Source organism: Dyadobacter sp. BHUBP1 (assembly GCF_050587785.1).
Lineage (GTDB): Bacteria > Bacteroidota > Bacteroidia > Cytophagales > Spirosomataceae > Dyadobacter.
On sequence record NZ_JBOBIH010000018.1, the window covers coordinates 1 to 21,722 of the forward strand.

The 21,722-nt window shown below is 50.6% G+C and carries 26 protein-coding genes and 1 tRNA gene; 24 read left to right on the plus strand and 3 right to left on the minus strand.

The window, feature by feature from the left end; all coding sequences use genetic code 11:
- The first annotated feature begins 129 nt into the window (after nt 1–129).
- The 14 genes from ACQ4MZ_RS30955 (at nt 130) to ACQ4MZ_RS31020 (ending at nt 8,896) form a co-directional block, all read left to right on the plus strand.
- Nucleotides 130–762 (plus strand): TerB family tellurite resistance protein, encoded by a 633-nt coding sequence (locus ACQ4MZ_RS30955; protein ID WP_430851858.1) that lies wholly within the window; start codon nt 130–132, stop codon nt 760–762.
- A 19-nt stretch (nt 763–781) separates the two neighbouring features.
- Nucleotides 782–1,099, plus strand: coding sequence for a hypothetical protein (locus ACQ4MZ_RS30960; protein WP_430851860.1), 318 nt, complete (start codon nt 782–784; stop codon nt 1,097–1,099).
- A 7-nt stretch (nt 1,100–1,106) separates the two neighbouring features.
- Entirely contained in the window at nt 1,107–1,991 is an 885-nt protein-coding gene (locus tag ACQ4MZ_RS30965; protein ID WP_430851862.1) for a hypothetical protein, read from the plus strand.
- Between the two features lie 20 nt (nt 1,992–2,011).
- Nucleotides 2,012–2,629, plus strand: coding sequence for a conjugative transposon protein TraK (gene traK, locus ACQ4MZ_RS30970; protein ID WP_430851864.1), 618 nt, complete (start codon nt 2,012–2,014; stop codon nt 2,627–2,629).
- Nucleotides 2,630–2,657: 28 nt separating this feature from the next.
- Complete coding sequence (locus ACQ4MZ_RS30975) at nt 2,658–3,035, plus strand: hypothetical protein (protein WP_430851866.1); 378 nt, start codon at nt 2,658–2,660, stop codon at nt 3,033–3,035.
- A 6-nt stretch (nt 3,036–3,041) separates the two neighbouring features.
- Complete coding sequence (traM, locus tag ACQ4MZ_RS30980; protein WP_430851868.1) at nt 3,042–4,331, plus strand: conjugative transposon protein TraM; 1,290 nt, start codon at nt 3,042–3,044, stop codon at nt 4,329–4,331.
- 34 nt (nt 4,332–4,365) lie between these two features.
- Nucleotides 4,366–5,211, plus strand: a complete 846-nt coding sequence (traN, locus tag ACQ4MZ_RS30985; protein WP_430851870.1) for a conjugative transposon protein TraN — start codon at nt 4,366–4,368, stop codon at nt 5,209–5,211.
- Between the two features lie 43 nt (nt 5,212–5,254).
- Complete coding sequence (locus tag ACQ4MZ_RS30990) at nt 5,255–6,106, plus strand: hypothetical protein (protein ID WP_430851872.1); 852 nt, start codon at nt 5,255–5,257, stop codon at nt 6,104–6,106.
- A gap of 29 nt (nt 6,107–6,135) precedes the next feature.
- Nucleotides 6,136–7,170 (plus strand): hypothetical protein, encoded by a 1,035-nt coding sequence (locus ACQ4MZ_RS30995; protein WP_430851874.1) that lies wholly within the window; start codon nt 6,136–6,138, stop codon nt 7,168–7,170.
- Nucleotides 7,151–7,453 carry a hypothetical protein gene (locus ACQ4MZ_RS31000; RefSeq protein WP_430851876.1) on the plus strand — a complete coding sequence of 101 codons (303 nt, stop codon included), beginning with the start codon at nt 7,151–7,153 and terminating at the stop codon, nt 7,451–7,453. The genes ACQ4MZ_RS30995 and ACQ4MZ_RS31000 overlap by 20 nt, the downstream gene beginning before the upstream one ends.
- Before the next feature lie 7 nt (nt 7,454–7,460).
- Nucleotides 7,461–7,781 carry a helix-turn-helix domain-containing protein gene (locus ACQ4MZ_RS31005; protein ID WP_430851878.1) on the plus strand — a complete coding sequence of 107 codons (321 nt, stop codon included), beginning with the start codon at nt 7,461–7,463 and terminating at the stop codon, nt 7,779–7,781.
- The gene (locus ACQ4MZ_RS31010) at nt 7,778–8,002 is read left to right on the plus strand and encodes a hypothetical protein (protein WP_430851880.1); all 225 of its coding nucleotides are present in this window, start codon (nt 7,778–7,780) and stop codon (nt 8,000–8,002) included. The genes ACQ4MZ_RS31005 and ACQ4MZ_RS31010 overlap by 4 nt, the downstream gene beginning before the upstream one ends.
- A gap of 126 nt (nt 8,003–8,128) precedes the next feature.
- Nucleotides 8,129–8,680: a DUF2975 domain-containing protein gene (locus ACQ4MZ_RS31015; protein ID WP_430851882.1), complete on the plus strand. Its 552-nt coding sequence runs from the start codon at nt 8,129–8,131 to the stop codon at nt 8,678–8,680.
- A 3-nt stretch (nt 8,681–8,683) separates the two neighbouring features.
- On the plus strand, nt 8,684–8,896 hold the full coding sequence (locus ACQ4MZ_RS31020; RefSeq protein WP_430851884.1) for a helix-turn-helix domain-containing protein: 213 nt from the start codon (nt 8,684–8,686) through the stop codon (nt 8,894–8,896).
- Between the two features lie 91 nt (nt 8,897–8,987).
- Here ACQ4MZ_RS31020 and ACQ4MZ_RS31025 read toward each other — a convergent pair whose 3' ends face one another.
- Together ACQ4MZ_RS31025 and ACQ4MZ_RS31030 are read right to left on the minus strand one after the other, a co-directional pair.
- Nucleotides 8,988–10,280, minus strand: a complete 1,293-nt coding sequence (locus ACQ4MZ_RS31025; RefSeq protein ID WP_430851886.1) for a site-specific integrase — start codon at nt 10,278–10,280, stop codon at nt 8,988–8,990.
- Nucleotides 10,281–10,526: 246 nt separating this feature from the next.
- A tRNA-Lys gene (locus ACQ4MZ_RS31030) sits at nt 10,527–10,602 on the minus strand.
- A gap of 242 nt (nt 10,603–10,844) precedes the next feature.
- On the opposite strand from ACQ4MZ_RS31030, the gene ACQ4MZ_RS31035 reads away from it, so the two are divergent.
- The 4 genes from ACQ4MZ_RS31035 to ACQ4MZ_RS31050 all read left to right on the plus strand — a co-directional run bounded on the left by ACQ4MZ_RS31035 (nt 10,845) and on the right by ACQ4MZ_RS31050 (nt 13,157).
- Nucleotides 10,845–11,105 carry a hypothetical protein gene (locus ACQ4MZ_RS31035; RefSeq protein WP_430851888.1) on the plus strand — a complete coding sequence of 87 codons (261 nt, stop codon included), beginning with the start codon at nt 10,845–10,847 and terminating at the stop codon, nt 11,103–11,105.
- Nucleotides 11,106–11,299: 194 nt separating this feature from the next.
- Complete coding sequence (locus ACQ4MZ_RS31040; protein WP_430851890.1) at nt 11,300–11,917, plus strand: TonB-dependent receptor plug domain-containing protein; 618 nt, start codon at nt 11,300–11,302, stop codon at nt 11,915–11,917.
- Nucleotides 11,836–12,420, plus strand: a complete 585-nt coding sequence (locus tag ACQ4MZ_RS31045) for a TonB-dependent receptor domain-containing protein (RefSeq protein ID WP_430851892.1) — start codon at nt 11,836–11,838, stop codon at nt 12,418–12,420. The genes ACQ4MZ_RS31040 and ACQ4MZ_RS31045 overlap by 82 nt, the downstream gene beginning before the upstream one ends.
- A gap of 152 nt (nt 12,421–12,572) precedes the next feature.
- On the plus strand, nt 12,573–13,157 hold the full coding sequence (locus tag ACQ4MZ_RS31050; protein ID WP_430851894.1) for an RNA polymerase sigma factor: 585 nt from the start codon (nt 12,573–12,575) through the stop codon (nt 13,155–13,157).
- A gap of 1 nt (nt 13,158) precedes the next feature.
- Here ACQ4MZ_RS31050 and ACQ4MZ_RS31055 read toward each other — a convergent pair whose 3' ends face one another.
- Nucleotides 13,159–14,061: a LysR family transcriptional regulator gene (locus ACQ4MZ_RS31055; protein ID WP_430851896.1), complete on the minus strand. Its 903-nt coding sequence runs from the start codon at nt 14,059–14,061 to the stop codon at nt 13,159–13,161.
- Nucleotides 14,062–14,155: 94 nt separating this feature from the next.
- On the opposite strand from ACQ4MZ_RS31055, the gene ACQ4MZ_RS31060 reads away from it, so the two are divergent.
- The 6 genes from ACQ4MZ_RS31060 (at nt 14,156) to ACQ4MZ_RS31085 (ending at nt 21,699) form a co-directional block, all read left to right on the plus strand.
- A complete protein-coding gene (locus ACQ4MZ_RS31060) occupies nt 14,156–14,905 on the plus strand; it encodes an MBL fold metallo-hydrolase (protein WP_430851898.1) in 750 nt (249 codons plus the stop codon).
- A 73-nt stretch (nt 14,906–14,978) separates the two neighbouring features.
- Nucleotides 14,979–15,587, plus strand: a complete 609-nt coding sequence (locus tag ACQ4MZ_RS31065) for an alpha-ketoglutarate-dependent dioxygenase AlkB family protein (protein WP_430851900.1) — start codon at nt 14,979–14,981, stop codon at nt 15,585–15,587.
- 102 nt (nt 15,588–15,689) lie between these two features.
- Complete coding sequence (locus tag ACQ4MZ_RS31070; RefSeq protein ID WP_430851902.1) at nt 15,690–16,133, plus strand: hypothetical protein; 444 nt, start codon at nt 15,690–15,692, stop codon at nt 16,131–16,133.
- Nucleotides 16,134–16,411: 278 nt separating this feature from the next.
- The gene (locus tag ACQ4MZ_RS31075) at nt 16,412–19,513 is read left to right on the plus strand and encodes a SusC/RagA family TonB-linked outer membrane protein (protein WP_430851904.1); all 3,102 of its coding nucleotides are present in this window, start codon (nt 16,412–16,414) and stop codon (nt 19,511–19,513) included.
- A gap of 9 nt (nt 19,514–19,522) precedes the next feature.
- Nucleotides 19,523–21,022 (plus strand): RagB/SusD family nutrient uptake outer membrane protein, encoded by a 1,500-nt coding sequence (locus ACQ4MZ_RS31080; RefSeq protein WP_430851906.1) that lies wholly within the window; start codon nt 19,523–19,525, stop codon nt 21,020–21,022.
- A 137-nt stretch (nt 21,023–21,159) separates the two neighbouring features.
- Nucleotides 21,160–21,699 carry a hypothetical protein gene (locus ACQ4MZ_RS31085; protein ID WP_430851908.1) on the plus strand — a complete coding sequence of 180 codons (540 nt, stop codon included), beginning with the start codon at nt 21,160–21,162 and terminating at the stop codon, nt 21,697–21,699.
- The last annotated feature ends 23 nt before the right edge of the window (nt 21,700–21,722 follow it).

The following is a 21,722-nucleotide window of genomic DNA, read 5'->3' on the forward strand; positions in this document are numbered from 1 at the left end:
CCATGCAGGACAACTACACGTTTTGCAAGGGCTTTACCGGGCAGGTCATGGTGATGGCCGCCGGCCGTGAGCGTGACCAGCAGTCAGCCGAGATAATGAAGGCAATAAACGGATTAAAATAGGACGGCTATGAAAAAGATAATCATACTGATGTTGATGCTCATTGCGGGCGCTGGTGCTAACAAAGCGAACGCTCAGGCAAACGAAATAGCCCAGCTGATCTTAAATATTGAAAAGCTCCGGCAGTTTAAACAGATACTGGAAGATTTGAAAAAGGGCTATGACATCCTCTTTAAGGGCTACACGACGATCAAGAACCTGTCTGAAGGCAATTTTAAGTTACATAAAGCTTTCCTGGACGCACTTTGGGAAGTAAATCCGAAGGTAAAAAACTACTATAAGGTAGCAGGGATTGTTGATTACCAGCTAAAACTGCTCCGGGAGCAACAGGCGGCGTATAACCGTTTCCGGCAGCAGGGTAACCTGACAGAAGAGGAACTCAGGTACCTTTCGGAAGTGTACGAAAATTTGATCAAGCTTAGCCTTAGAAACCTGGACGAGCTGGCGAGTGTGGTCACGGCAGATAAGCTAAGGATGTCCGATGACGAGCGGCTCAAAGCCATCGACGGGATTTATGCGGACATGGAAGAAAAACTGGTTTTTCTAAGGCATTTCAACGGGCAGGCTTCCGTACTGGCAGCCCAACGCGCCAAAGACAAGCATGATGCAGCTACGATTGAGAAACTACAAGGTTTACCGTAAAGCACTTTAAGCAGCTATTATGAAAAGTATTTTAAAGATCATGCTCTGCATGAGCATAGGATTGTTATTGCCTGAATTGGCCTTGGCGCAAGGTATCGCGGGCGAGATCAAGGGACTGCAAGTAGTCCTTGACCAGCTGTACGGCGAAATGATGACGATGAGCGGCAAGCTGATTGGCGTTGGCCGGGGCATCGCCGGCTTTGCCGCGATGTGGTACATCGCTTACCGGGTCTGGCGGCATATTGCCAATGCCGAGCCGATAGACATTTATCCGCTGCTGCGCCCGTTTGTTGGGCTTTGCCATCATGATATTTCCATCTGTAATCGGGTTAATTAACGGCGTTATGAAGCCAACTGTTACCGGTACTGCCCAAATGGTGGAAGGCTCGGACAAAGCCGTTGCACTGTTGCTGAAACAGAAGGAAGAGGCGCTCAAAAAAACAGACTATTGGCTGATGTACGTCGGTGCAGATGGCAACGGGGACTTTGACCGCTGGTACAAATACACCCATTCGGGTGAAGACCCTTCCGAGCAGGGCATGTTTGCCTCTGTGGGTAACGACATCAAGTTTGCCATGGCTAAGGCGGGCTACAATTTCCGTAACTCGATCAAGGAATGGATGTCAGAGATTTTACAAGTGCTTTTCCAGGCCGCTGCCCTTTGTATCAATACGCTACGCACCTTTCAGTTGATCATCCTGGCGATCCTGGGGCCGCTCGTGTTTGGCATCGCTGTCTTTGACGGCTTCCAGCACAGCCTGACTGCCTGGATAGCACGCTATATCAACGTATTCCTCTGGCTGCCGATCGCAAACATCTTCGGGGCAATCATCGGTAAAGTTCAGGAGTATATGATCAAGCTGGATTTAGAGCAGATCAAGCAGGCGGGCGCCACCTACTTCTCAGCCAAAGATACCGCATACCTCGTGTTTCTCATCATTGGTATCGTAGGCTATTTTACGGTGCCATCGGTGGCCAACTTCGTGGTCAACGCAGGCGGGATGGGCGCATTCGGCCAAAAGGTAACCCGCATATCTACCAGCACCGCTACGTCGGTGGGCGGCAGGGCTGCCAGTACGGCAGGCGCTATCGCGGGCGTGCCCGGCTACATCCGGGAAGGGTACTCCGGTGCGTCCGGCTCGGGCACATCCGGCGCTATCGGTCGTGCGATCGGCTACGGCGGTGCGGCTGCGGCCGATAAGATCTCGGGTAAAAGCAAAGAGTCATGACCATCTAAAACAAAGCTATAATGTTTACCAAGACCAAAAATATCGACACCGCCTTCCGTCACATCCGTGTCTTTACACTCGTGGTCGTTGCCGGATGTGTCCTGCTTTGCTGTTTTGCCTTCTATAAGAGCTATCAGATGGTGACCGATGTCCAGAGCAAGATCTATATCCTGGCAAACGGGAAAGCGCTTGAAGCGGTCGCAGAAGAGCGGCGCGAAAACATCCCCGTCGAAGCACGCGACCATATTAAGACCTTCCACAGGCTGTTCTTCACCTTGTCACCAGATGAAAAGGCGATCAGGGACTATGTGGGCAAATCCCTCTACCTGGCCGACTACTCAGCTAAAAAAGAGTATGACAACCTCAAAGAGAAGGGCTTCTACACTAGTATTATTTCCGGCAACGTCAGCCAGGAAATTGCCATCGATAGCATACAGCTGGACATTAACCGTTACCCGTTCTTCTTCCGCTGTTACGGGACGCAGCTGATCACCCGGGCTACCAGCACCGTTCAACGCAGCCTGGTCACCGAAGGGTATCTGCGTAATGTCAACCGCAGTGACAACAACCCGCACGGCTTCCTGATCGAGCGCTGGGTAACCATTGACAACCGCGACATCAAAATCTCCAACCGGTAGCACAGCTACTCTTTAAATCAGATTCGCTATGGACAAAAGACAAGACTTTGACAAACAGCCTCAGAGCCGATGGGGTCGTCTTCTCATGCTATCCATCTTCTGTGTAGCATGCACGGCACTAAGCGTGTGGGTCGCTACCAGCAGCCTGAAGGGAAAACGGGCCGGGGTAATGTCGATCTCACCGATACAGGTGCCTGCCCATGTGCAGGCCCAACCCGATTCCGCATCTATCAAAGCAAAAGCGGATAATATCCAAAGGCTCAGGCGCGTGGTGATCTACATGGACAGCCTGGCGCGGTCGCCCGACCGGGCCTTCTACGACAGCCTGATGGCCGACCGTCCGGGCCTGGCCGACAGTCTGGCTTTCATCAAAAGCCTCTATCCGGGGTTAAACTTTCAAAATTAAACGACTATGAAACAGACACAAAGTCCCAAGTTCCTACAGAAACGAAAGCTTTTTACTGCGTTGCCGGTCCTGGTGCTCCCGTTCGTGACCCTTTTTTTCTGGGCGCTTGGTATCGCCGGTGCGCAGACCGAAAAGCCGGTGGCAGCGCCGCAGGGCTTTAATTTCAATCTTCCCGATGCCAACCTGGAAAACAAAGACCCGCTCGACAAGCTGGGCTTCTACGAAAAGGCACACCAGGATTCGATGCGGCTGGCTGACTTAATGAAAAACGATCCCTATTACCGGTCACAGGCAGACACGGCCTTTATAGCAAAGGATTCGAGTAAACTGCTTGGCCTGGCGACCAAAGGCCCCGGCTACGGCACGATCACCCTTCCCGTTTCACCTTATGGGCCGGCTTCGCCCGAGGAGGCCCAGGTTTATCAAAAACTGAGCAAGCTGACCGCGTCGCTGAATGCAGCGACTGATGAGCAGGTAAACCGGCAGCCTATGGAAGAGGATGTCCCGTTTCCGACGGCCAAGGGGCCGGACCTGTCAAGATTGGAAGACCTTATGCGCGGTATCAATAGTGGCACCGGTTCCCAGCCAGACCCGGAACTCGACCAGCTTTCCGGTATGCTCGAAAAGGTGCTGGACATACAGCATCCTGAGCGGGTCGAGCAGCGGCTCAAACAAACCAGCCAGCAGAACCGGGGTAAAGTGTATCCGGTAGCAGCTTCTGAAAAGCAGACGCCTATTACCTCCCTGGCTGGCAGTGATGCGGAAGCGGATGCGCCCGCTGCCAATGGGTTTTTCGGTTTGAATGAGGGCGCTATCGCGGAAACAGACAGGCCATCCGTTGCAGCAGTCGTGCACGAAAACCAGGAACTGGTATCAGGAGCGACGATCAAGCTCAGGCTTACCGATGACATCTTTGTCAATGGCGTACTGATCCCCAAAGGCAATTTTGTCTTCGGTACCGCATCCCTGGATGGGGACCGGCTCAAAGTGCAGGTCAGCAGCGTGCGGTATCAGAACAGTCTTTTCCCGGTAGCACTTGCCGTATTCGATATGGACGGTATGTCGGGTATCCATGTGCCGGGCGCGATCACCCGCGATGCGGCCAAACAGGGAGCTGATCGTGCGATACAAAGTATCGGCATGACCAGTTTCGACCAGTCCATCGGCGCGCAGGCAGCATCGGCCGGTATCGAGATCACCCGCAATTTGCTGGGCAACAAGGTAAGGCAGATCAAAGTATTTGTCAAAGCCGGTTACCAGGTACTATTGCGCGATGATAAACAAACCGATAACTAATCCCATCCATTCACTTCACTAAAACACATGCGAGATGAAAAACACAGTCTTGATGATGATGCTCACCTTAATAGCCGGAATTGCTTGCGCACAGCAAATCCAGCGTACCGCCCCGGCGATCCGGATCACCAGCATACCCCTGGCAGTTACGGCCCAAAAGACCACTAACCTGTTGTTTCCGTATGCCATTAAAAGCGTGGACAAAGGGAGCCGAGACATCCTGGTGCAAAAAGCCAAAGGCGTAGATTACCTCTTGCAGGTAAAGGCAGCCACCACTGAAGATTTCGGGCAGACCAACCTGACCGTGGTGACCACCGATGGCGAATTTTACAGTTTCCTGGTCAGCTATCACCAGAACCCGGCGGACCTGAATTTCCGTTTCGGCGCGGCAGCCACAGCTATCAAGGAAACAAAAGTATTGTCTGCCGATAACGAGGCGGTGATTGAGCAGAATGCCTGCCTGGTCGCAGAATCAGAAAGCTTTTTGAAAAGGCCTGCAGCAGACCGGTTCGGCATCCGTCTGGCGTTGCAGGGTATCTACATCCAGGGTGAGCATATGTATTACCAGCTTCGGCTGGACAACGATACCTATATTCCATACGATATCGCCCAGCTGCGGTTTTTTATCCGGGACCAAAAGAAAGTAAAGCGCATGGCTACCCAGGAAACCGAGCTGATCCCAGTATTCACCTCCGGGAATACCGAAAGCCTTGCCGGCCAAGGCAGTCAGGTGATGGTCTTTGTATTTGACAAACACACCATACCCGATAAAAAATACCTGGCCGTGCAGCTGATGGAGCATGGCGGCGGCCGCAACCTGGAGCTGCAAACCGGCAACAAAACCTTGGTTAAGGCCAGGCCACTGGCGCCGCTAGAATAAGCCCTTCATTAATTATTTCTTCACCGACAGAAAAGAGTTTGCGATGAACCAGAAGAATTTGGATTACCTCCAGGCACAGGTAAAGTATACCGGCTTTGGGGAAGGGCTGGAAAGCCAGCTAGCAGAACAGATCAAAAGTGGCGCGATGACGTTCAGCCTTACGCACCAAGCCTTTTATGGCAAAGACGAGGCTGTTGCTACGCTGCATTTTAAAAAGTCTTCCCAGGACAATTACTTCTTTAACAGCTACGACCTGGCAGTTAAGCAGGAAGGTATGCAGGTACCGCTTAAACAATCTTTTTTCCTGGGCTACGACAACAATTTTACCCTTAAAGAGGCATACAACCTGCTTAGTGGCCGTTCAGTGTATAAGGAGCTCGCTAAGCTGATTGATGATGGCAATGGCCGCCTGGAAGCTAAAGGGGAAAAGTACCATGCCTGGGTCAAGCTGGATTTTGGCGATAAGGACAAAAACGACAACTATAAGGAAAAGCGCTATCACCAGAATTGGGGCTTTGACCTTGACGCAGTCCTTTCAAAGCTCCCGATTAAAGAGCTGGCTGACCCAAAAGAAAAAGAAAGGCTTATCGCTTCCCTGCAAAAAGGCAATGTGCATGCAGTCACTTTTGCCATCGCGGGGAATGAAGTAAGGCGTTACATCGAAGCTGTCCCTCAGTTTAGATCGATCAACCAATATAACGCTGACATGGAGCGTGTCGGGTTCAGACGTTCTGCAAAGGAGGCAACAGCTCAATCCGAAAGCCAACAGGTCGTACAGAAAGCGGATGATCCAGGCCCACCCAAAGTCACAGCCGCTAAACAGGACCCGCAACAGAAATCTCCGCCCCGGCAAAAAGTCGCAAAAGCCCGGAAGAAAGGGTTGTCACCCGGATAGCCTATTAATAACAATCTCAGGGAAAGGTTATGAAAAATCCGATAACTAACCGCATTGAAGCAGAGATGATGCAATGGAAGGCCAAGGAACAGCGCCTTGCCGGACTTTTTTCTGCGTCAGTGCTCGAAAGCCGGGACTTTCAAAAGGAGAAGCTGGCGCATTTTGAGCGGATCCTCCAGCGTCATCCGGCGGGACTCGCATCCGACGAACGCACGACGCTCAGGATGCTTCGCGCAGAAAAGCGGGGCCTGGAAAGAAAACTTTATCCCAATCTCGTTTTCAGGCTGATGAGGCGGGCTGTAATAAAGCTCTTTCAGCCGGCAATCGACGGCAAAAGGGAGCTCAGGATGGCATCACAGGAGCGGGACCTTCATGAAACCATCAAAAAGATGGGCTTACATGTGCCCAAAGCGCAGATCGGCAAAAAATTGAGGACTGGCTTTGCCACCTTTGACGTTCCGGTTTCTCAGTATACGATGCAGGGCAAAAGGGCCGATTTCCGGCTGCATTTTGCTTTGGATAACCGGGGAGATTTCCAACTCTCGCAGATCACTGCGCAGCATCAGCACGACAGTAAGACGCTCAATCAGTCCTTTGATGCGCAGCATTACCCTGAGCTGACCGCTAACCAGGTCATCAACCTGATGGAAGGCCGCGCTGTACTGAGTGGAGAAAAGTGGCTGCAGCTCGATCTGAATGACAATGACCAGGACGGAAATTACCGGATGAAGCAATTCCATCCAGGGTACGGATTTGACCTGCAAAAGATGCTCGACCAGTGGCCTCTGAAGGAAATGAAAAAGCCGGAATTGAAACAGCAGTTGATCGCGGCTTTACAGGCCGGTGACAAGGTTCAGGCAACATTGGAACTACGGGGCGAAAAGAAGACCGTTGACCTGCTTGCTAACCCGCAGTTCAAACAAGTAAGCGCCTTGCAGGATGACGGACAGAAACTGACAGCGGGACAGGCGCAGGGCAGGCAAATTAACTTCCGCCAGCAGAAAAGCCTGGCTGAAAAACCTGCACTTAAATTGGGAAAAAGAAATGGACTATCGGTTGGCTGACCCAAAGCAAACGGGTGCTTTAACGGACTTTTTTGAAAGGATTGAGCATGATCCCCGTGTCGGGGTCAGTCATATCGCCTTGTTCACAGCGCTATTTTATCTTCGCCAGCGTCGTGCAGAAATCGGTCCGTTGACTGTATTGCGCTCCGATATTATGGCAAAGGCAAAAATTTACAGCTTGTCGTGTTATCACAAGACGATTCGGGACCTGGCAGAGCTTGGCTATATACGCTATGTACCCTCCAGGACCCCAAAAGGCAGCAAAGTTTACTTTAATGAATAATAATACTATGGCAAAACAGGAAATCAGGACGCGGGTAGAGGTCAATGCCATTAATGAATACCAGCTGATCACGGTTGGGGACCTGGAGCGGTTTCGGATCGGTTTGCTCGAAGAGATCAAAATGATTGTCTCCGGGCCGAAAACGCAAGCACAAAAGAAATGGATCAAGACAAGTGAAGTCAGACGTGTCTTTGATATTTCGCTTAGCAAACTGCACGCCTTGCGCGCTAGCAGGCAACTTGCTTATATGCGGATTGGCGGGGTGATCTATTATGACATAGCGGACATTGAGAAGATGTTCGACAAGTTTAAAACGCCCGTGAAATGAAGTATAAAAATGAATGGGATGGCCTGGGTAGCACGGTGCCGCCATCCAGGCGACATGTCCGGGCCTATTTTGCCGAGAAAGGCGAAAGCTGCGGCCTGGCCGACCAATTCTTCAGCCAATATGAGTCAAGGGCATGGTTGAGCCGCTCAGGCAAGTTGCTAAAAGACTGGAAGATGCGGGCATGGCAGTGGATCTGGGGGCGGCGCTATGGCCGGCGGTAAAAAATGCCCGAAAAGACGCCAGCACGCCAAACATTTTTGTGTTGCTATTTTGTTTATAGGCGAATATTTATTGTTTATCAATAAATATTCGCCTACATTTGGTATATCAATTAATCCTGAAAACATATGGAATTGAAAATTTCGACCAAAATGATGCTTGCTATCCTGTTGTTCGTGTCGTGGGCTATCTTCGTTGGGCTTTGCATTGAGGCGGGCGCCTTTCTCGTTAATGCGGTTTTTGCACTTGTTAAGCCCTCCGTCGTCCCGTTTCTTTGGCAGCAGGTGGACCTGTCGGACCTATTAGCCAATGATAAGGGTTATTTCTTCGTAGTTGTCCTGCTTTCGGCCATTGTGGCCGCACATAAAGCCTGGATGTTTTATCTGATCATTATGGCCCTTATGAAAAAGAGCATTAGTTGGATCCAGCCGTTTAGTGTCCAGACGAAAAGTTTAGTGATGTATCTTTCGTATTTGACTTTTGCGACAGGGCTGTTTTCGTCGATGGGGGCCAAATACGTCAAATGGCTTTCCGGGCAAGGCATAAAAATGCCGGATACCCAATCCTTGCACTTGGGCAGTGGTGACGTCTGGCTCTTTATGGCCGTCACCCTGTTGGTAATCGGTCAGATTTTTCGCAGGGGTATAGAAATACAATCAGAAAACGAGTTAACCATCTAAGTCATGTCTATAGTTATAAACCTGGATGTGATGATGGCGAAGCGAAAAATTTCACTGAATGAATTATCTGCGAAGGTTGATATCACGCTCTCTAATTTATCAATCTTGAAAACCGGAAAAGCTAAGGCAATCAGATTTACGACCCTGGAAGCAATTTGCAAAGCACTAGACTGCCAGCCCGGCGATATTCTCGAATACCAGCCGGATTCGCATTAAGACTCGTGTTCGTCGTCAATCCGGATAGATTTCAGGAAAATAAAATCAATGTTAGAAAGCCGGCCGATAATAGCCGGCTTTTCTGATGTTTTCAACTTACTTTCTTCAGTTTCCCATCCTTGTTAAAAAGCAACGATCTGACTTTCGTCATCCCCCTGGCGATTCTTTCCTTTCGCACCCTGGCATATCGCTGGGTAGTTCTGATGGTCTTGTGACCTAACATTTTGCTGACATCTTCCAGAGGGATGCCGCTGTTAAGCATCAAGTCGGCGAAGGTGTGGCGTGCAAGGTGCGTGTTCAGCTCGCGTTTTATGCCACAGATTTCCGCGAGCTCTTTGAGGTAAACATTGTATCGGTAATTGCTATTAACCGGCACCAGGCGGTTATTGAGCTTGCAGTAGGGATCGTCTTTATATCTCTCTATGATCTCTTCTACGATCGGCAGCAGCGGTATCATTGCTGTTACCTCCGTTTTGCCCCGCTGTTGTATCAGCCAGCGTTCACCTTTTTTTCCTACCTGTACAATGTGCTCAGGGCTCAGGTTATAAATGTCCTGGTAAGCAAGACCGGTGAAGCATTGAAAAATGTACGCGTCCCGGACTTGAGCGATCCGCTTAATCGAAAGTGCCTTATGGTAGATGGCCTCCACTTCGGTAAGCTCTAAGGGCATCACATCCTTATCGCCGCCGGAGCAATTAAACGCTTCCAGCGGGTTGCTTGAAATCACTTTCCGGCTGACACCAATCTTAATGATCTGCCTTATTTTCTTAACATGCTTCTTGGCTGTAATCTCCGAAAGCGGCTGACTGATGTGTAACGTCAGGTAGTCATAGAAGGCTTCCGCGAATGTATGTTCGATGGCTGCGAGCGGGACGTCCTTCACTTTGTATTCGAAGCCCAGGAAGCTTACCAGTTTTGCCCGTGTGGTTTTCCATTGTTTCACGGTTTCTTTGGACCGCAGGCCCTTCTGTACTTTCATCTCGAAAGCAGCGATAAACTGATCCAGCGACTCAACAAGCATCATCTTGACCCCTGAATCCTGCCCGCCAGATTTCTTTGATTGTAACGGTGACAGGCCATTATATGCATTTTTGAGCATGGTAGGGGTCACACGCTCGTACTGCGTCTGCAGCACCATAAAGAGCCTGTCAAGGTCCGTTTTGGTTTGCACTATTTTTTGATTGGTGACCTTGGATTCAATGCCGCCTTCGGTCACCAGCTTGCTTTCGGTGTCCCAGTACTGGGGTAATGCTTTTCTTCCAATGGCAATTTCTTCGGAGAGCCCGTCGATAGTAATCCGGGCATAGATTGGCGCGCGGCCGTCTTTGGTTGCTTTGGCTTTGAACAGCCAAACAAGAATCGAAAGTTTCTGATTGCTTTTCATTCTCCACTCTTTTTTTGGTTATCAAATGATTTTTCCCCGGCAGTGCCAGGCAGATACATTGATGCCCTCAAAACCATCTCACAAGCTTTTTCGGAATTTCGGTTACCCAATATTACGAAGCAAAACGGGTAACTGAATCGGTAACCGAATGGATGAATTTACTTCAATCAGCAATAGTTCGCTTTTTTGTTAAAATGCTGATTTTTAGAACCATTAAAACAAAAAAAGCGCACATTAGTGCGCTTTTGGTGATTCCGCTGGGATTCGAACCCAGGACCCATACATTAAAAGTGTATTGCTCTACCAGCTGAGCTACGGAATCGATCTATATGTCAATGGCGCTTTTTCTGACGCTTTCGAAACTTTGTCGCCTTGATGAAATCTTAATATTCAGGACTTTTTTCGTTTCGATCCGTCTGCCGCAGCGCCGTATCGTGGTGCAAAAGTACAATTGGGATTTTATCAAACAAATTTTGAGAGCACTATTTTTTGAGCGGAAATGCAGGAAATTTCGCAATTGGCTCAAATCTAGAAAATTAAACGTCTAAAAAAATTTAAATTTTTTTGAATTTACATTCGGGTAACACTCGGATGGGAGGGAAGGAGGATCGTCGCCGGCGGAACAATGCTGCGGCAGACTCCGAAAATGCAGGTAAAATGGTAAAGGGATATTGGTCGCTTGCTGCAAGCCATCTATTTGTCGCGCGGTATTCCAGTATGTTTGTGACGATTTTTGAAGCATATGCATTTAAGACGAATGAAAACAACGCCCGTTCGGCGGAAAAAGGAGGGAAAAGGTTGGTGAAAGGGACGCCAGAAAAATAGTACTATGGATTCGTCCAGGTTTTCTCTTGGTTCCGGCGGTTGTAATCCGGCGGTTAAACTGCAACCCAGCGGGGTTGCGCGGGTAGGTCTGTACGACTAAAAGGCGCATTGACCGACCGCAACGGTAGATACCAAGTCAGGAATGTTCAACCCGGATTGCATAAGCTGGCGGCATTATCTCACTAGATTTTACATTGAAAGAAAATGCTTCGCAGTTGCAGGAAGTGATGGTCTCAGCCCGCAACCTGAACCGCGAGAATGTGATTGTGGCCAAAATGCCTTTGAAGAAGCTCGAAAACCCGCAGGTTTACAGCACGGTTTCATCCGAAATCATGAAGCAGCAGGGAATTACCAGCTACGACGACGTCCTGCGCAATATGGCGGGCATTACGCGTACATGGGAATCGACCGGTAGGGGAGGCGATGGGGCATCTTACTTCGCATTACGCAGCTTCGAAGCGCAACCACTGCTGTACAATGGTCTTCGTGGCACTACCAGCGGCAACCTGGTCCCGTCCAATGTCGAAGAGATTCAGGTGATCAAAGGGCCTTCCAGCACGCTGTTTGGAGGCTCTTTCTATGGTTATGGCGGTGTTATTAATACGATCACCAGGAAACTCTATCATCAGTTTGGCGGTGAAATCGGCTATAATGCGCCGGGTTACGGATGCCGACGGCACAGACTTCCGGGTGAAATCGTTCTGGCCGGAACATGCCGATCAATGGGAGTATGGTATTTAAAACCAATTTATTTTCCGACAAACTGGCTTTTACGCTCTCGGTGTACGATATCAAGGTGTCGGACCGCGTAATGCCCGACCCGGCCAATATTCTCGATTATAACCAGGGAGGGAAAGTAGGCAGTAAAGGTTTTGAACTCGATATTGTGGCTAATCCGCTAACCGGCCTTAACCTGATCGCCGGTTTCAGTCACGACAAAACCAAAGTCATCTCGGGTGATCCCGAAGACTTTTACAGCGAGCCGGGTCGTGTAATCGGTGGGCAGGGGCCACAGAACCTCGCTAATTTCTGGGCTACTTACCGCATTAGCAGCGGGACATCGAAATACGCCGGTTTTGGCATCGGTGGAAATTATGCTGGCGAATACAAGGTGATCGACAATAGCAAAGCCGGCGTATTTACCCTTCCGGGTTATACTTTACTGAATGCGAGTGTGTTCTATAATGCCAGTCATTTCCGTATTTCAGTGAATGCCAATAACATTACCGACAAGCAATATTACATCGGATATTGGTCGGCGAACCCGCAGAAACCGAGGAATTCGACATCGAGCGTGGCTTATAATTTTAAGTAAAAGCATAAAGCACCGCGGCCGGAAGCAGCGTTTTTGTTTCCGGCTATTTTATTTCAAAAAATTTTGCCTGTTGCTGATAAGGTTGAATGCCGGGCGGTATAAACAGACATCGATTACAAGTCTGTCAACTACCCAACTCCCTTTTACAGCTCATGAAGGCATCAACCAAAAAGAACTACCGCACCCTGACCGACCTCGTCATGGCTTGCAAGCATAACGACCAACGCGCACAGACGCTCTTTTACAACCGGTTCCGCACCGAGCTCATGCGCATCTGCACGCGGTTCGCACTGACGCGTATGGAGGCGGAAGACATTTACCAGGAATCATTTGTGAAGATTTTCAGACACCTTCATGAAGTGCAGAATATCGAATCGATCGAATCGTGGATGCGGTCGGTGGTTACCCGTACGGCGATCAACTATTATCATCGTGTCACAAAAAAGGAGGCCAAGAACCATTCGATGGACCTGTCGCCCCTGGACTTCGAATCCAACGACCATACCTGCATGATCGACCGCCTGGGCGTCGGGATCGTCGATGATATGATCGCGCAGCTGCCCGATGGCTACAAGCGGATCATCAGCTTGAGCCTGATCGAAGGCTATTCGCACATCGAAATTGCCCAGGCGCTTTCCATTACCGACAGCACTTCGCGCTCCCAGCTTCTGCGCGGGCGCAACCTCCTCATGAAGAGGCTGAGAAAACAGGGTATTACAGGGTACGAAATGCCCTGAATCAGGCCATAGCCGGGTTTTCGGTCCCCAGTAATGCCGATTGTATCCTGCTTACGAGCCCGCTCAACGCATCGCTCCGGTCTTTATGCGTGCAGGCGTACCAGTGACGTGTACCGATCTCCGAACGAAAAGGCAGCGTCGTAAGCCCGCCTGTGCTCAGGTATTGGCGGGCAGCCCATTCGGCTATGATGGTAATGCCCATGCCGAACCTGACCATTTCTACGATGGCTTCGGTCATCGGTATGTAGATGGTTTTTTTAGGAGAAAGCTGTGATACCAGGTCTGGCGAGAGCAGGTTACTATCGCTGCTGATCTGGAATGCAACCAGCGTTTCGGAATGCAGATCCGAAAATTCGAGCGCGGTATTGCGCAATGCGAGCGCGTGCTTATCCGATAGCAACGCCACCATCCTGTCCTCGAAAAGCGGCTCGAAATTCAGGCTGTTGTTCTTATTGGTCCCATTAACCAGCGCAAGTTCCAGCTTCCCGGCTTCGAGGTATTCCATCGGGCGGCGGGTCGCTTCGGCTACGATCTGGATGTCGGTGCCCGGATATTCCTCATGGAAATCGATGAGCAGCCGCGGCAGCCAGTGATAGCAGGTGTAGCATTCGGTGCTGATGCGGATCGTTTGCTTCTTTCCTTCGCGCATTTCTTTCAGTTCAGCTTCCAGTTCGCGGATTACGGGCAGTACTTTTTGCGAGCTTGCCACCACGCGTTGGCCGGCTTCGTTCAGTACAAGCTTTTTCCCGATCCTGTTGAAGAGTTTGACGCCGCTGGCAGCTTCCAGGTCGCGAATCTGGTGGCTTAGTGCCGATTGCGTGAGGTTCAGCTTCTCCGCAGCTTTGGTTACCGAACCCTCGCTGGTGATTTTTTCAATAATATAGAGGTGTTGCAGTGTTAACATTGTATGAGTATTGTTCATTGTTTAGATAAAAATAAATCATTTTTCTCATATATCTAAAACAAATACTTTTGTCATGTACTAAAAACAACAGCACATGAAACTCCAAAGATTATCCTGGGCGGGACTCAAAGTGGAATCCAATGGCCAGACGTTACTCATAGATGCCGTCCAGAATTACCAACGCGGCGCATCCATCGGGCCGCAAAACCCTTTTCAATTTGTAGGAAACACGGAAGCGGATGTAGTACTGATCACGCATTTGCATTCCGACCATTACGACCCTGAGGCGATTCGCGCCGTGCTGAAACCAGAGGGCCGTTTCGTCATTTCCGATCAGATCGCCGCCGAGGTGACGAACGACGGTTTCACACCGCAAGCACTCGCGCTGAACGCGCCACAGCAAATCGGAAATTTCACGGTTACGGCCGTATTCGCGATGGACGGCGTAGGCGATAAGCAAGTTTCGTGGGTAATAGAGGCCGACGGCCAGCGCATTCTGCATGGCGGCGATACGATGTGGCATAACCAGTTCTGGCACCTGGGCAAAACCTGGCAGCACTTCGATGCCGTGTTCCTGCCCGTGAATGGCGCAGTGGTGAATATTCCGCGCGTAGAGCCAAGCCCGGTACCCATTACGCTTACACCCATTCAGGCGATTACGGTGACGCGCCTGCTGCATGCCGACGTGCTGGTACCCATTCATTACGGTTTTCACAAAGAAGGCATGTACCACCAATTCCCGGAAATGGAGGCGGAACTGGCCCGCCATGCAGAAGCGCAAAACGTGCAGGTGCAGTGGGTCGCGCAGGGAAATGTGGTCGCGAAACCGGTGGCGGCGGAGTAGGTTTGGCTGGCCGGATGTAGACTTTTTTGCTTAGTTTGTTGTTATGCTTCGGAAACATTGATCAGCAAACTTCATGAAACAATTAAATCTGTTCGGCTCGCAGGAGGCCCTTCAATTCCCCGAGGATCTACTCGAATATTATCCTGGATTCATACCGGCGGCTGAATGTGCCAACCTTATGCACCGATGGGTTGCGGAGGTGCCCTGGCGGCAACAGGTAATGCAGATGTACGGCAAGGAGGTGACGGCCCCCAGGCTGATGGCCTGGTTTGGTGATACCGATAAGTCGTATACGTTTTCGGGCACACGGTTTGAGCCGTACGCGTGGACCGCAGAGCTCGCCGGTCTCAAACGCCAGATCGAACGTAAAACGGGTTTTACTTTCAACAGCGTCTTGCTCAATTACTACCGCGATGGCAACGATTCGGTGGCGTGGCATGGCGACAATGAGGATGAGCTTGGCCGAAATCCCGTGATCGCCTCGGTGAGCATAGGGCAGGAACGGCGCTTTGAGTTCCGGTATCGCCCCGATCATTCGAGGAAATACGGGCTAACGCTGGAAAACGGCTCGTTGCTGATTATGAAGGGCGACTTGCAGCATACCTGGGAGCACCGTATCCCGAAATCGAAAACGCAGAACGGCCCGCGGATTAATCTCACTTTCAGGACGATCCGTAAGTAGTGGTGAAGATTGCACGGTTTGGGTTACAAAATTTTCCATTTGTTCCAACGAAAGCGCGGACGGGTGAATCTATGTAACCGAAACCAATTTAATTGTTAGCCCATGAAAACTACCCGCTTAATCCTTTCGCTGATGCTCCTCTGGACGGTAATGGCCTGCAAAAACGAAACCGCCGATCCGATCGACGACACGGCCAAGAGAGCGATGAAAGAAAACAATGGCCTGATCGGCAAATGGAAGCTCGTCGAATACCTCGCAGACCCGGGCGATGGCAGCGGAACTTACCGCGAAGTGACAGCCGACGTCGCGCATACCATCGAGTTTAAGGAAAACGGCGAATTTATCGAGCAAAAGGGCCAGGGGCAATCTTCGGTGCCATTGTTCAATGCGTACAAAGTGCTCGATGACAAGCGCATAGAGCTGATCCCGATCGATAAATCTGCGCCGTCGCATATCTGGTATTATTCGGATCTGTCCGCGGGCAAGCTTACGCTGGGTTATGGTTGTATTGAAGCCTGCTCCGGCAAATATATTGCGGTGGAGTAAATCGGCCGCTTTGGCTAAGGCCGTCATCTTTTTGTGTTTTACAGATAAATCGGGCTGGATTTTTCCAGTCCGATTTATTTTTACCGGTCATTTTGTAAAACAAATTCTAGTCTTAATCCATGAGTGTAAAGGACTAGTTCTGGACATAAAAGTGCTAGTGTGTGCGGACACATTTTAATATTTTTTCTTGTTAATCTCGGTGACACGGTTAATTTTGGTGTGGTTAGAATTCTAACAAATTTATTCTACTCATAACTCTTTAACCAATTCTTAAATCTATGAAACCGAGATTTACCCAAATTCTGTTTCGAACGGCTGCCATGGCCGGATTTGCCATGCCGCTGATGATCCCGCTGGATTCCGGCGCCCGGCCTCTGGAGCGGATCCATGCGGTACGCCCGCATGCCGCCGGTCCCGTGAAAGGGAGGGTGGTCGACAGCAAGGGTGTCCCGCTTACCGGGGTCAACATCGTGATCCAGGGAACAACCGTCGGGACGCAGACGGACGCGGACGGGCATTTTACCCTCAATTCCAATAACCCCAATGATGTGCTCGTAGCGAGCTTTATCGGTTTCAAAAGCCAGACCATTCCGGTACAGAACCGTTCAGTGATCGACATCACCCTGGTGGAAGATGTTTCCAGCCTCGACGAGGTGATCGTGACGGGGTATTCGAGCCGGTCGAAATCGGAGCTGGTGAGCTCGGTATCGGTCATTAAGGGCTCGGAACTAAAAACGGTCACGAGCAACAATACCGCCACCATGCTGCAAGGCCGTGTGGCAGGTGTGGTGGTGTCGAGCGCTAGCGGCGCGCCAGGTACGGAACCGAGCGTGCGTGTACGCGGGACCGGTTCCATTACGGCCGGCGCCGAACCGCTGTACGTGATCGACGGCCTGATCGGCGGTACCGCGAACCCCAACGACATTGCCTCCATCTCCATTCTGAAAGATGCCGCGGCCACCGGTTTGTACGGTTCGCGCGCGTCTAATGGTGTGGTCGTAATCACGACCAAGAGCGGCAAATCGGGGAAAACGCAGATCAATTATAACGGCTCGGTGGGTTTCAGCCGGGTACTGCGCGGTAACTTTGAAGTCATGAACGGTCAGGAACTGTACGACTTCACCAACAAGATGTACCAGAACGACTATGATGCCAAACGCGCCAACTACATCGCCCAGCTCAGTGCTACCACGCCGAACCCGACCGACGCGCAGATCAATGCTTACCTCACGGCCAACAATTTCCCGACGGCATACGCGGGTTACCAGAGCCGTTTTCTCCCTGCAACGCCCGGTAATACCGATTGGCTCGATAAGACGTTTCGCACCGGCATCACGCATAATCATGCCTTGTCGATGTCGGGCGGAAATGACCGGACGCGCTTCCATTTTGGGGCAAACTATTACAAGGAAGAGGGGGTGATCCTGAAAACTGGTTACGAAAACGTCAACTTCCGCGCCAATATCGAGCATAACCTCAACGAAAGGGTGAAGCTCACAGCCCGTGTGAATACTTTTTTCAACAATCGCCAGAACGACCAGGGGTATTTGTACCAGGGTTATATCAACCTGCCCTGGGATAATCCGTATAATGCGGATGGTTCATACCGTTACGTGGATGCCAACACCACCGACTGGTATGGCCGCGACCGGAATAACTTCCTTTTTAACAACCAGTATAACTTCAACCAGAACCGCGGCTCAGGTATTCAGGGAGATGTGAAGTTGGAATACAATATCCTCGACTGGCTGACCTTCTCGACTTCGAACCGGTACGCCGTGACCAACACCCGCACCGAATCGAACGTAGATGCGCGCACGCCGACGGGCAAGTCCTACAATGGTTCACTTTCGAACAGCTATGAATACACCGGCAGTTTCATTACTTCCAACCTGCTGAATGCCAACAAAACATTCGGTGCACATACTTTCAATGCAATCCTGGGTGCGGAGTTTCAAGGCAATAAAACCGACGGCATGGGCGGTACCGGGCAGGGTATTTTCCCGTCGCTCGACATCCTGAACGTCACCGCCACCCCGACTTCGCTTACCGGCTATAAAACCAAGAATGCATTCGCATCCGCATTCATCAATGTGGATTACGACCTGTATAACAAGTACTTCGCCACGGTTTCCTTCCGTCGCGACGGCTCGTCGCGCTTTGGCAAAGACAACCGTTATGGTAACTTCTACTCCATCGGGGCGGCATGGAATATTTCGAGCGAGGAGTTTTTTGGTTCTTTGAAAGACAAAATCCACTTGTTTAAAGTACGCACGAGCTATGGAACGACAGGTAATGCCAACATCGGTGATTTTGTGGCGCAGGACCTGTACGATTTCAATGCACAGTACGGCGGCCTGCCTGCCGGCTTCCCCGCACGTAAGGCAAATCCTAATTTGACATGGGAGAAGGCGTACACCTACGATGCCGGGATCAACATCGGCTTCTTTAACCGCATTGATCTGGTAATCGACCTTTATAACCGCCTCAATAAGGATGTGTTGCAAAATGTACCATTGGAGGCAACCACCGGCTTTACGACCCAGATCCAGAATATCGGATCGGTGCGCAATCGGGGTATTGACCTTGAAATCGCTTCTAAAAATATCCGCGGGGCATTCAATTGGGAGACCAGCTTCAATTTTTCCGTGAACAGAAACAAAGTGCTCGCGCTTAACAAAAACGAGCCGATCGAAAGCGGTAACCAGCGCATCGAGGTGGGGCGGGAGCTGGGATCGTGGTATATGCGTAAATGGATGGGCGTTGACCCCAACAACGGCGACCCGCAGTGGCTCTTGCAAACCAGGGATGCGTCGGGCAATATCGTGGAATCGACTACCAATGTCTACAACAGCGCAACACGTGTTTTTGTAGGTTCAAGAAACCCGAAATTTACCGGCGGTATGACCAACACATTCAAATATGGCGGGGTAACGCTTTCGGCATTCTTCACGTTTGTATCGGGTAACAAGGTGTATATCTACAACCGGGAACTGTTCGACGATGACGGCGCGTATCCTACCTATAACAAAATGCGTTTGCAGGACGGCTGGACGCGCTGGGAAAAAGAAGGCGACATTGCCACGCATCCCAAAGCAGTTGTGAACGGCAACAAGAACTCGAACAAAACATCGTCGCGCTACCTGGAAGACGGCAGTTACCTCCGCCTGCGGAACGTGCGCCTGAGCTACGAGATTCCCAAGGTTTTCACGGAGCGGCTGCATATCAGCGGACTGTCGGTGTTTGCCAGCGGCGATAACCTCATTACCTGGACCAAGTTCTCGGGCGTCGATCCGGAGGTCGATCTCAGCAATGGTACCAACAGCTCACGTTATCCGAGCAGCAAGAAGCTTATGTTCGGTGTAAATCTTAATTTCTAAGCCAATACGATGAAACGTTATATTAAATCAACGGCATTTGCCGCCATGCTGAGCGGCGCGCTGCTAACCGGTTGCTCCGACGAGCTCACCATTACGCCTTACGACGGCCTTACTTCGACGCAGGTCGTGAACACGCCGGAGGGGCTTAAAGCCGCTACCCTGGGTAACTATGCCATTTTGAAAGACGGAAATTACATTCGTTCGTATCATATGATGTCTGAATTTCCGTCAGACAATGTCTCCCTGAGTGGTACCACATCCGACCCGCTGTATTTTTCCTATAATTACAATCATATCAAAACCAGCGCATTGGCTACGAACTTTTATACCAAGTCGTACCAGGCCATTTACGGCACCAACGTAATTATCGGGCTCCTGAAAGAGGGGCAATCGGCGGAGCTGGATCAGGTTTTGGGAGAAAACTACTTCCTGCGGGCATTGCTGCATTTCCACCTTGCCAACGTGTTCGCACGCCCGTACGCCCCCGATGCGGGCGCTTCGCCGGGTGTAATCGTGGTCAAATCCACCGAACAGCCCGCGCAGAAGCCCACCCGGGGTACGGTGAAGGAGGTGTATGCAGCGGTGATCCAGGACCTCGAAAAGTCGATCAGCCTGATGACCATCGCGAAGAACAACAACTTTGCTTCCAAAGAAGTGGCCTATGCCATGTTGAGTCGTATTTATCTCTACATGGAAAACAACGAGAAAGCAATAGAGTATGCCAATAAGGTAATCAGCTCGAACCGCTACTCGCTCGTCGCGACAGCGAATTTGCCTAAATACTACACCACCGTGCCCGAGTCGAACACGGAAACGATTTTTGCGGTGCGTCACACGGTAAAGGACAACCGGGGATATTCCGCGATCGGAGCCATGTATTTGTCGGATGGTGAAGGCTGGGGCGAAATGTATGCTTCGGAGAAATATCGGAAGCTCATCGACAAATTCCCGAACGACAAACGCCGGGACTACATTATCCCGGTTTATGAAAAGAACGCCGACGGATCCATCAAGACCGACGCGGCCGGAAACAAGGTCCTGGCTACGCGCAATGGTTATCCGAAGTATTACATCAGCAAATTTTCGTATCAGGAAGGCTACCCGATGCTGAGCTCGCCGGTACTTTTCCGCCTGGCCGAAATGTACCTGATCCGCGCGGAAGCCAATGCGAAGCTGGGTAAGAATGCGGAGGCGCTCGAAGACGTCAACCTGATCCGGAAGCGGGCGGGTTTATCGGGCGCGGAGCTTTTCTCGGTCACGAATATGATGGGCTATGCCAGCGTGCTCGATGTGGTGCTGGAAGAATCGCATTTGGAATTTGCCTGGGAAGGCTTGCGTAAACACGATGTTTTCCGCAACAAGCGCACGATGGAACGCAACTACCCGGGCACGCATTTGCTTGCAGGCGCGGTGAAGCAGGAGATCCCGTATACACACCCACGGGTGGTACATTTCTTCCCCGAAGCGGAAACGGTGCTGAACCCGTCGCTGGTGCAGAATCCCGAGTAGGTCCGGAAGGTTTGGTTGGTTATATTCGGAATGCCTCGTGGTTTCACGGGGCATTCCTTGTTTCAAGGTTCCGATAAAATTGGTGGTCATTCAATGGTGCAAAATGATTAAATTTGGGTCAATCAGCTATTTGAAAAATGAAAGCGATACGCATCATTCCGACCCTGTTTTTCAGTGCTCTGGCTGCGCTGGCTATTTCCTGCTCAGAGGACGTTGCGGTTGCCAACGAACAGGAAGTTTATTTTGAAGTCCAGTATACCAACCAGGCATGGGGTAACCAGCTCAAGGGCCTTTTGATTGATAAACAGGGGCAGGTAAGGACTTACGACAATCCTGCAAGCTGGAACGACGCCGGGCTGAAATCCGTGCTTTCGAAGGAAGAAATGGAGGCTAATATTTCGCAAACGAAGATATCTTCCGTTAAAATCGAGGCGTCGGATCTGGACAAGTACATGAATGCCGCCCGAAAGATTACCGGCGATGATTTGTCCAAACCAGTCAATGGCGGCGCGGACCTGGGCTTCATACGTTTTTATAGCTACACCTACGACACTGAAAAGAAAACCTATGCCGCGGTATTTCTCCGACAAACCGGCAATGTCATTATCCATAATCAGGATCCGAATGCGAAAGAAGTTGCCGATTGGTTAGCAAAAGTGACAGATGAAGTGTATTAAGAAGTATTCAACAAAAATGGGTT

What these genes read in the sequence shown, in the direction of transcription:
- ACQ4MZ_RS30995 (WP_430851874.1), top strand. Translation starts at nt 6,136, where the DNA reads ATGAAAAATCCGATAACTAACCGCATTGAAGCAGAGATGATGCAATGG.
- ACQ4MZ_RS31025 (WP_430851886.1), bottom strand. Translation starts at nt 10,280, where the DNA reads ATGAAAAGCAATCAGAAACTTTCGATTCTTGTTTGGCTGTTCAAAGCC.
- ACQ4MZ_RS30955 (WP_430851858.1), top strand. Translation starts at nt 130, where the DNA reads ATGAAAAAGATAATCATACTGATGTTGATGCTCATTGCGGGCGCTGGT.
- ACQ4MZ_RS31045 (WP_430851892.1), top strand. Translation starts at nt 11,836, where the DNA reads ATGGTATTTAAAACCAATTTATTTTCCGACAAACTGGCTTTTACGCTC.
- ACQ4MZ_RS31075 (WP_430851904.1), top strand. Translation starts at nt 16,412, where the DNA reads ATGAAACCGAGATTTACCCAAATTCTGTTTCGAACGGCTGCCATGGCC.
- traM (WP_430851868.1), top strand. Translation starts at nt 3,042, where the DNA reads ATGAAACAGACACAAAGTCCCAAGTTCCTACAGAAACGAAAGCTTTTT.
- ACQ4MZ_RS31020 (WP_430851884.1), top strand. Translation starts at nt 8,684, where the DNA reads ATGTCTATAGTTATAAACCTGGATGTGATGATGGCGAAGCGAAAAATT.
- traK (WP_430851864.1), top strand. Translation starts at nt 2,012, where the DNA reads ATGTTTACCAAGACCAAAAATATCGACACCGCCTTCCGTCACATCCGT.
- ACQ4MZ_RS30960 (WP_430851860.1), top strand. Translation starts at nt 782, where the DNA reads ATGAAAAGTATTTTAAAGATCATGCTCTGCATGAGCATAGGATTGTTA.
- ACQ4MZ_RS31070 (WP_430851902.1), top strand. Translation starts at nt 15,690, where the DNA reads ATGAAAACTACCCGCTTAATCCTTTCGCTGATGCTCCTCTGGACGGTA.
- ACQ4MZ_RS31015 (WP_430851882.1), top strand. Translation starts at nt 8,129, where the DNA reads ATGGAATTGAAAATTTCGACCAAAATGATGCTTGCTATCCTGTTGTTC.
- ACQ4MZ_RS31010 (WP_430851880.1), top strand. Translation starts at nt 7,778, where the DNA reads ATGAAGTATAAAAATGAATGGGATGGCCTGGGTAGCACGGTGCCGCCA.
- traN (WP_430851870.1), top strand. Translation starts at nt 4,366, where the DNA reads ATGAAAAACACAGTCTTGATGATGATGCTCACCTTAATAGCCGGAATT.
- ACQ4MZ_RS31060 (WP_430851898.1), top strand. Translation starts at nt 14,156, where the DNA reads ATGAAACTCCAAAGATTATCCTGGGCGGGACTCAAAGTGGAATCCAAT.
- ACQ4MZ_RS31050 (WP_430851894.1), top strand. Translation starts at nt 12,573, where the DNA reads ATGAAGGCATCAACCAAAAAGAACTACCGCACCCTGACCGACCTCGTC.
- ACQ4MZ_RS31000 (WP_430851876.1), top strand. Translation starts at nt 7,151, where the DNA reads ATGGACTATCGGTTGGCTGACCCAAAGCAAACGGGTGCTTTAACGGAC.
- ACQ4MZ_RS31055 (WP_430851896.1), bottom strand. Translation starts at nt 14,061, where the DNA reads ATGTTAACACTGCAACACCTCTATATTATTGAAAAAATCACCAGCGAG.
- ACQ4MZ_RS30965 (WP_430851862.1), top strand. Translation starts at nt 1,107, where the DNA reads ATGAAGCCAACTGTTACCGGTACTGCCCAAATGGTGGAAGGCTCGGAC.
- ACQ4MZ_RS31065 (WP_430851900.1), top strand. Translation starts at nt 14,979, where the DNA reads ATGAAACAATTAAATCTGTTCGGCTCGCAGGAGGCCCTTCAATTCCCC.
- ACQ4MZ_RS30990 (WP_430851872.1), top strand. Translation starts at nt 5,255, where the DNA reads ATGAACCAGAAGAATTTGGATTACCTCCAGGCACAGGTAAAGTATACC.
- ACQ4MZ_RS31085 (WP_430851908.1), top strand. Translation starts at nt 21,160, where the DNA reads ATGAAAGCGATACGCATCATTCCGACCCTGTTTTTCAGTGCTCTGGCT.
- ACQ4MZ_RS31005 (WP_430851878.1), top strand. Translation starts at nt 7,461, where the DNA reads ATGGCAAAACAGGAAATCAGGACGCGGGTAGAGGTCAATGCCATTAAT.
- ACQ4MZ_RS30975 (WP_430851866.1), top strand. Translation starts at nt 2,658, where the DNA reads ATGGACAAAAGACAAGACTTTGACAAACAGCCTCAGAGCCGATGGGGT.
- ACQ4MZ_RS31080 (WP_430851906.1), top strand. Translation starts at nt 19,523, where the DNA reads ATGAAACGTTATATTAAATCAACGGCATTTGCCGCCATGCTGAGCGGC.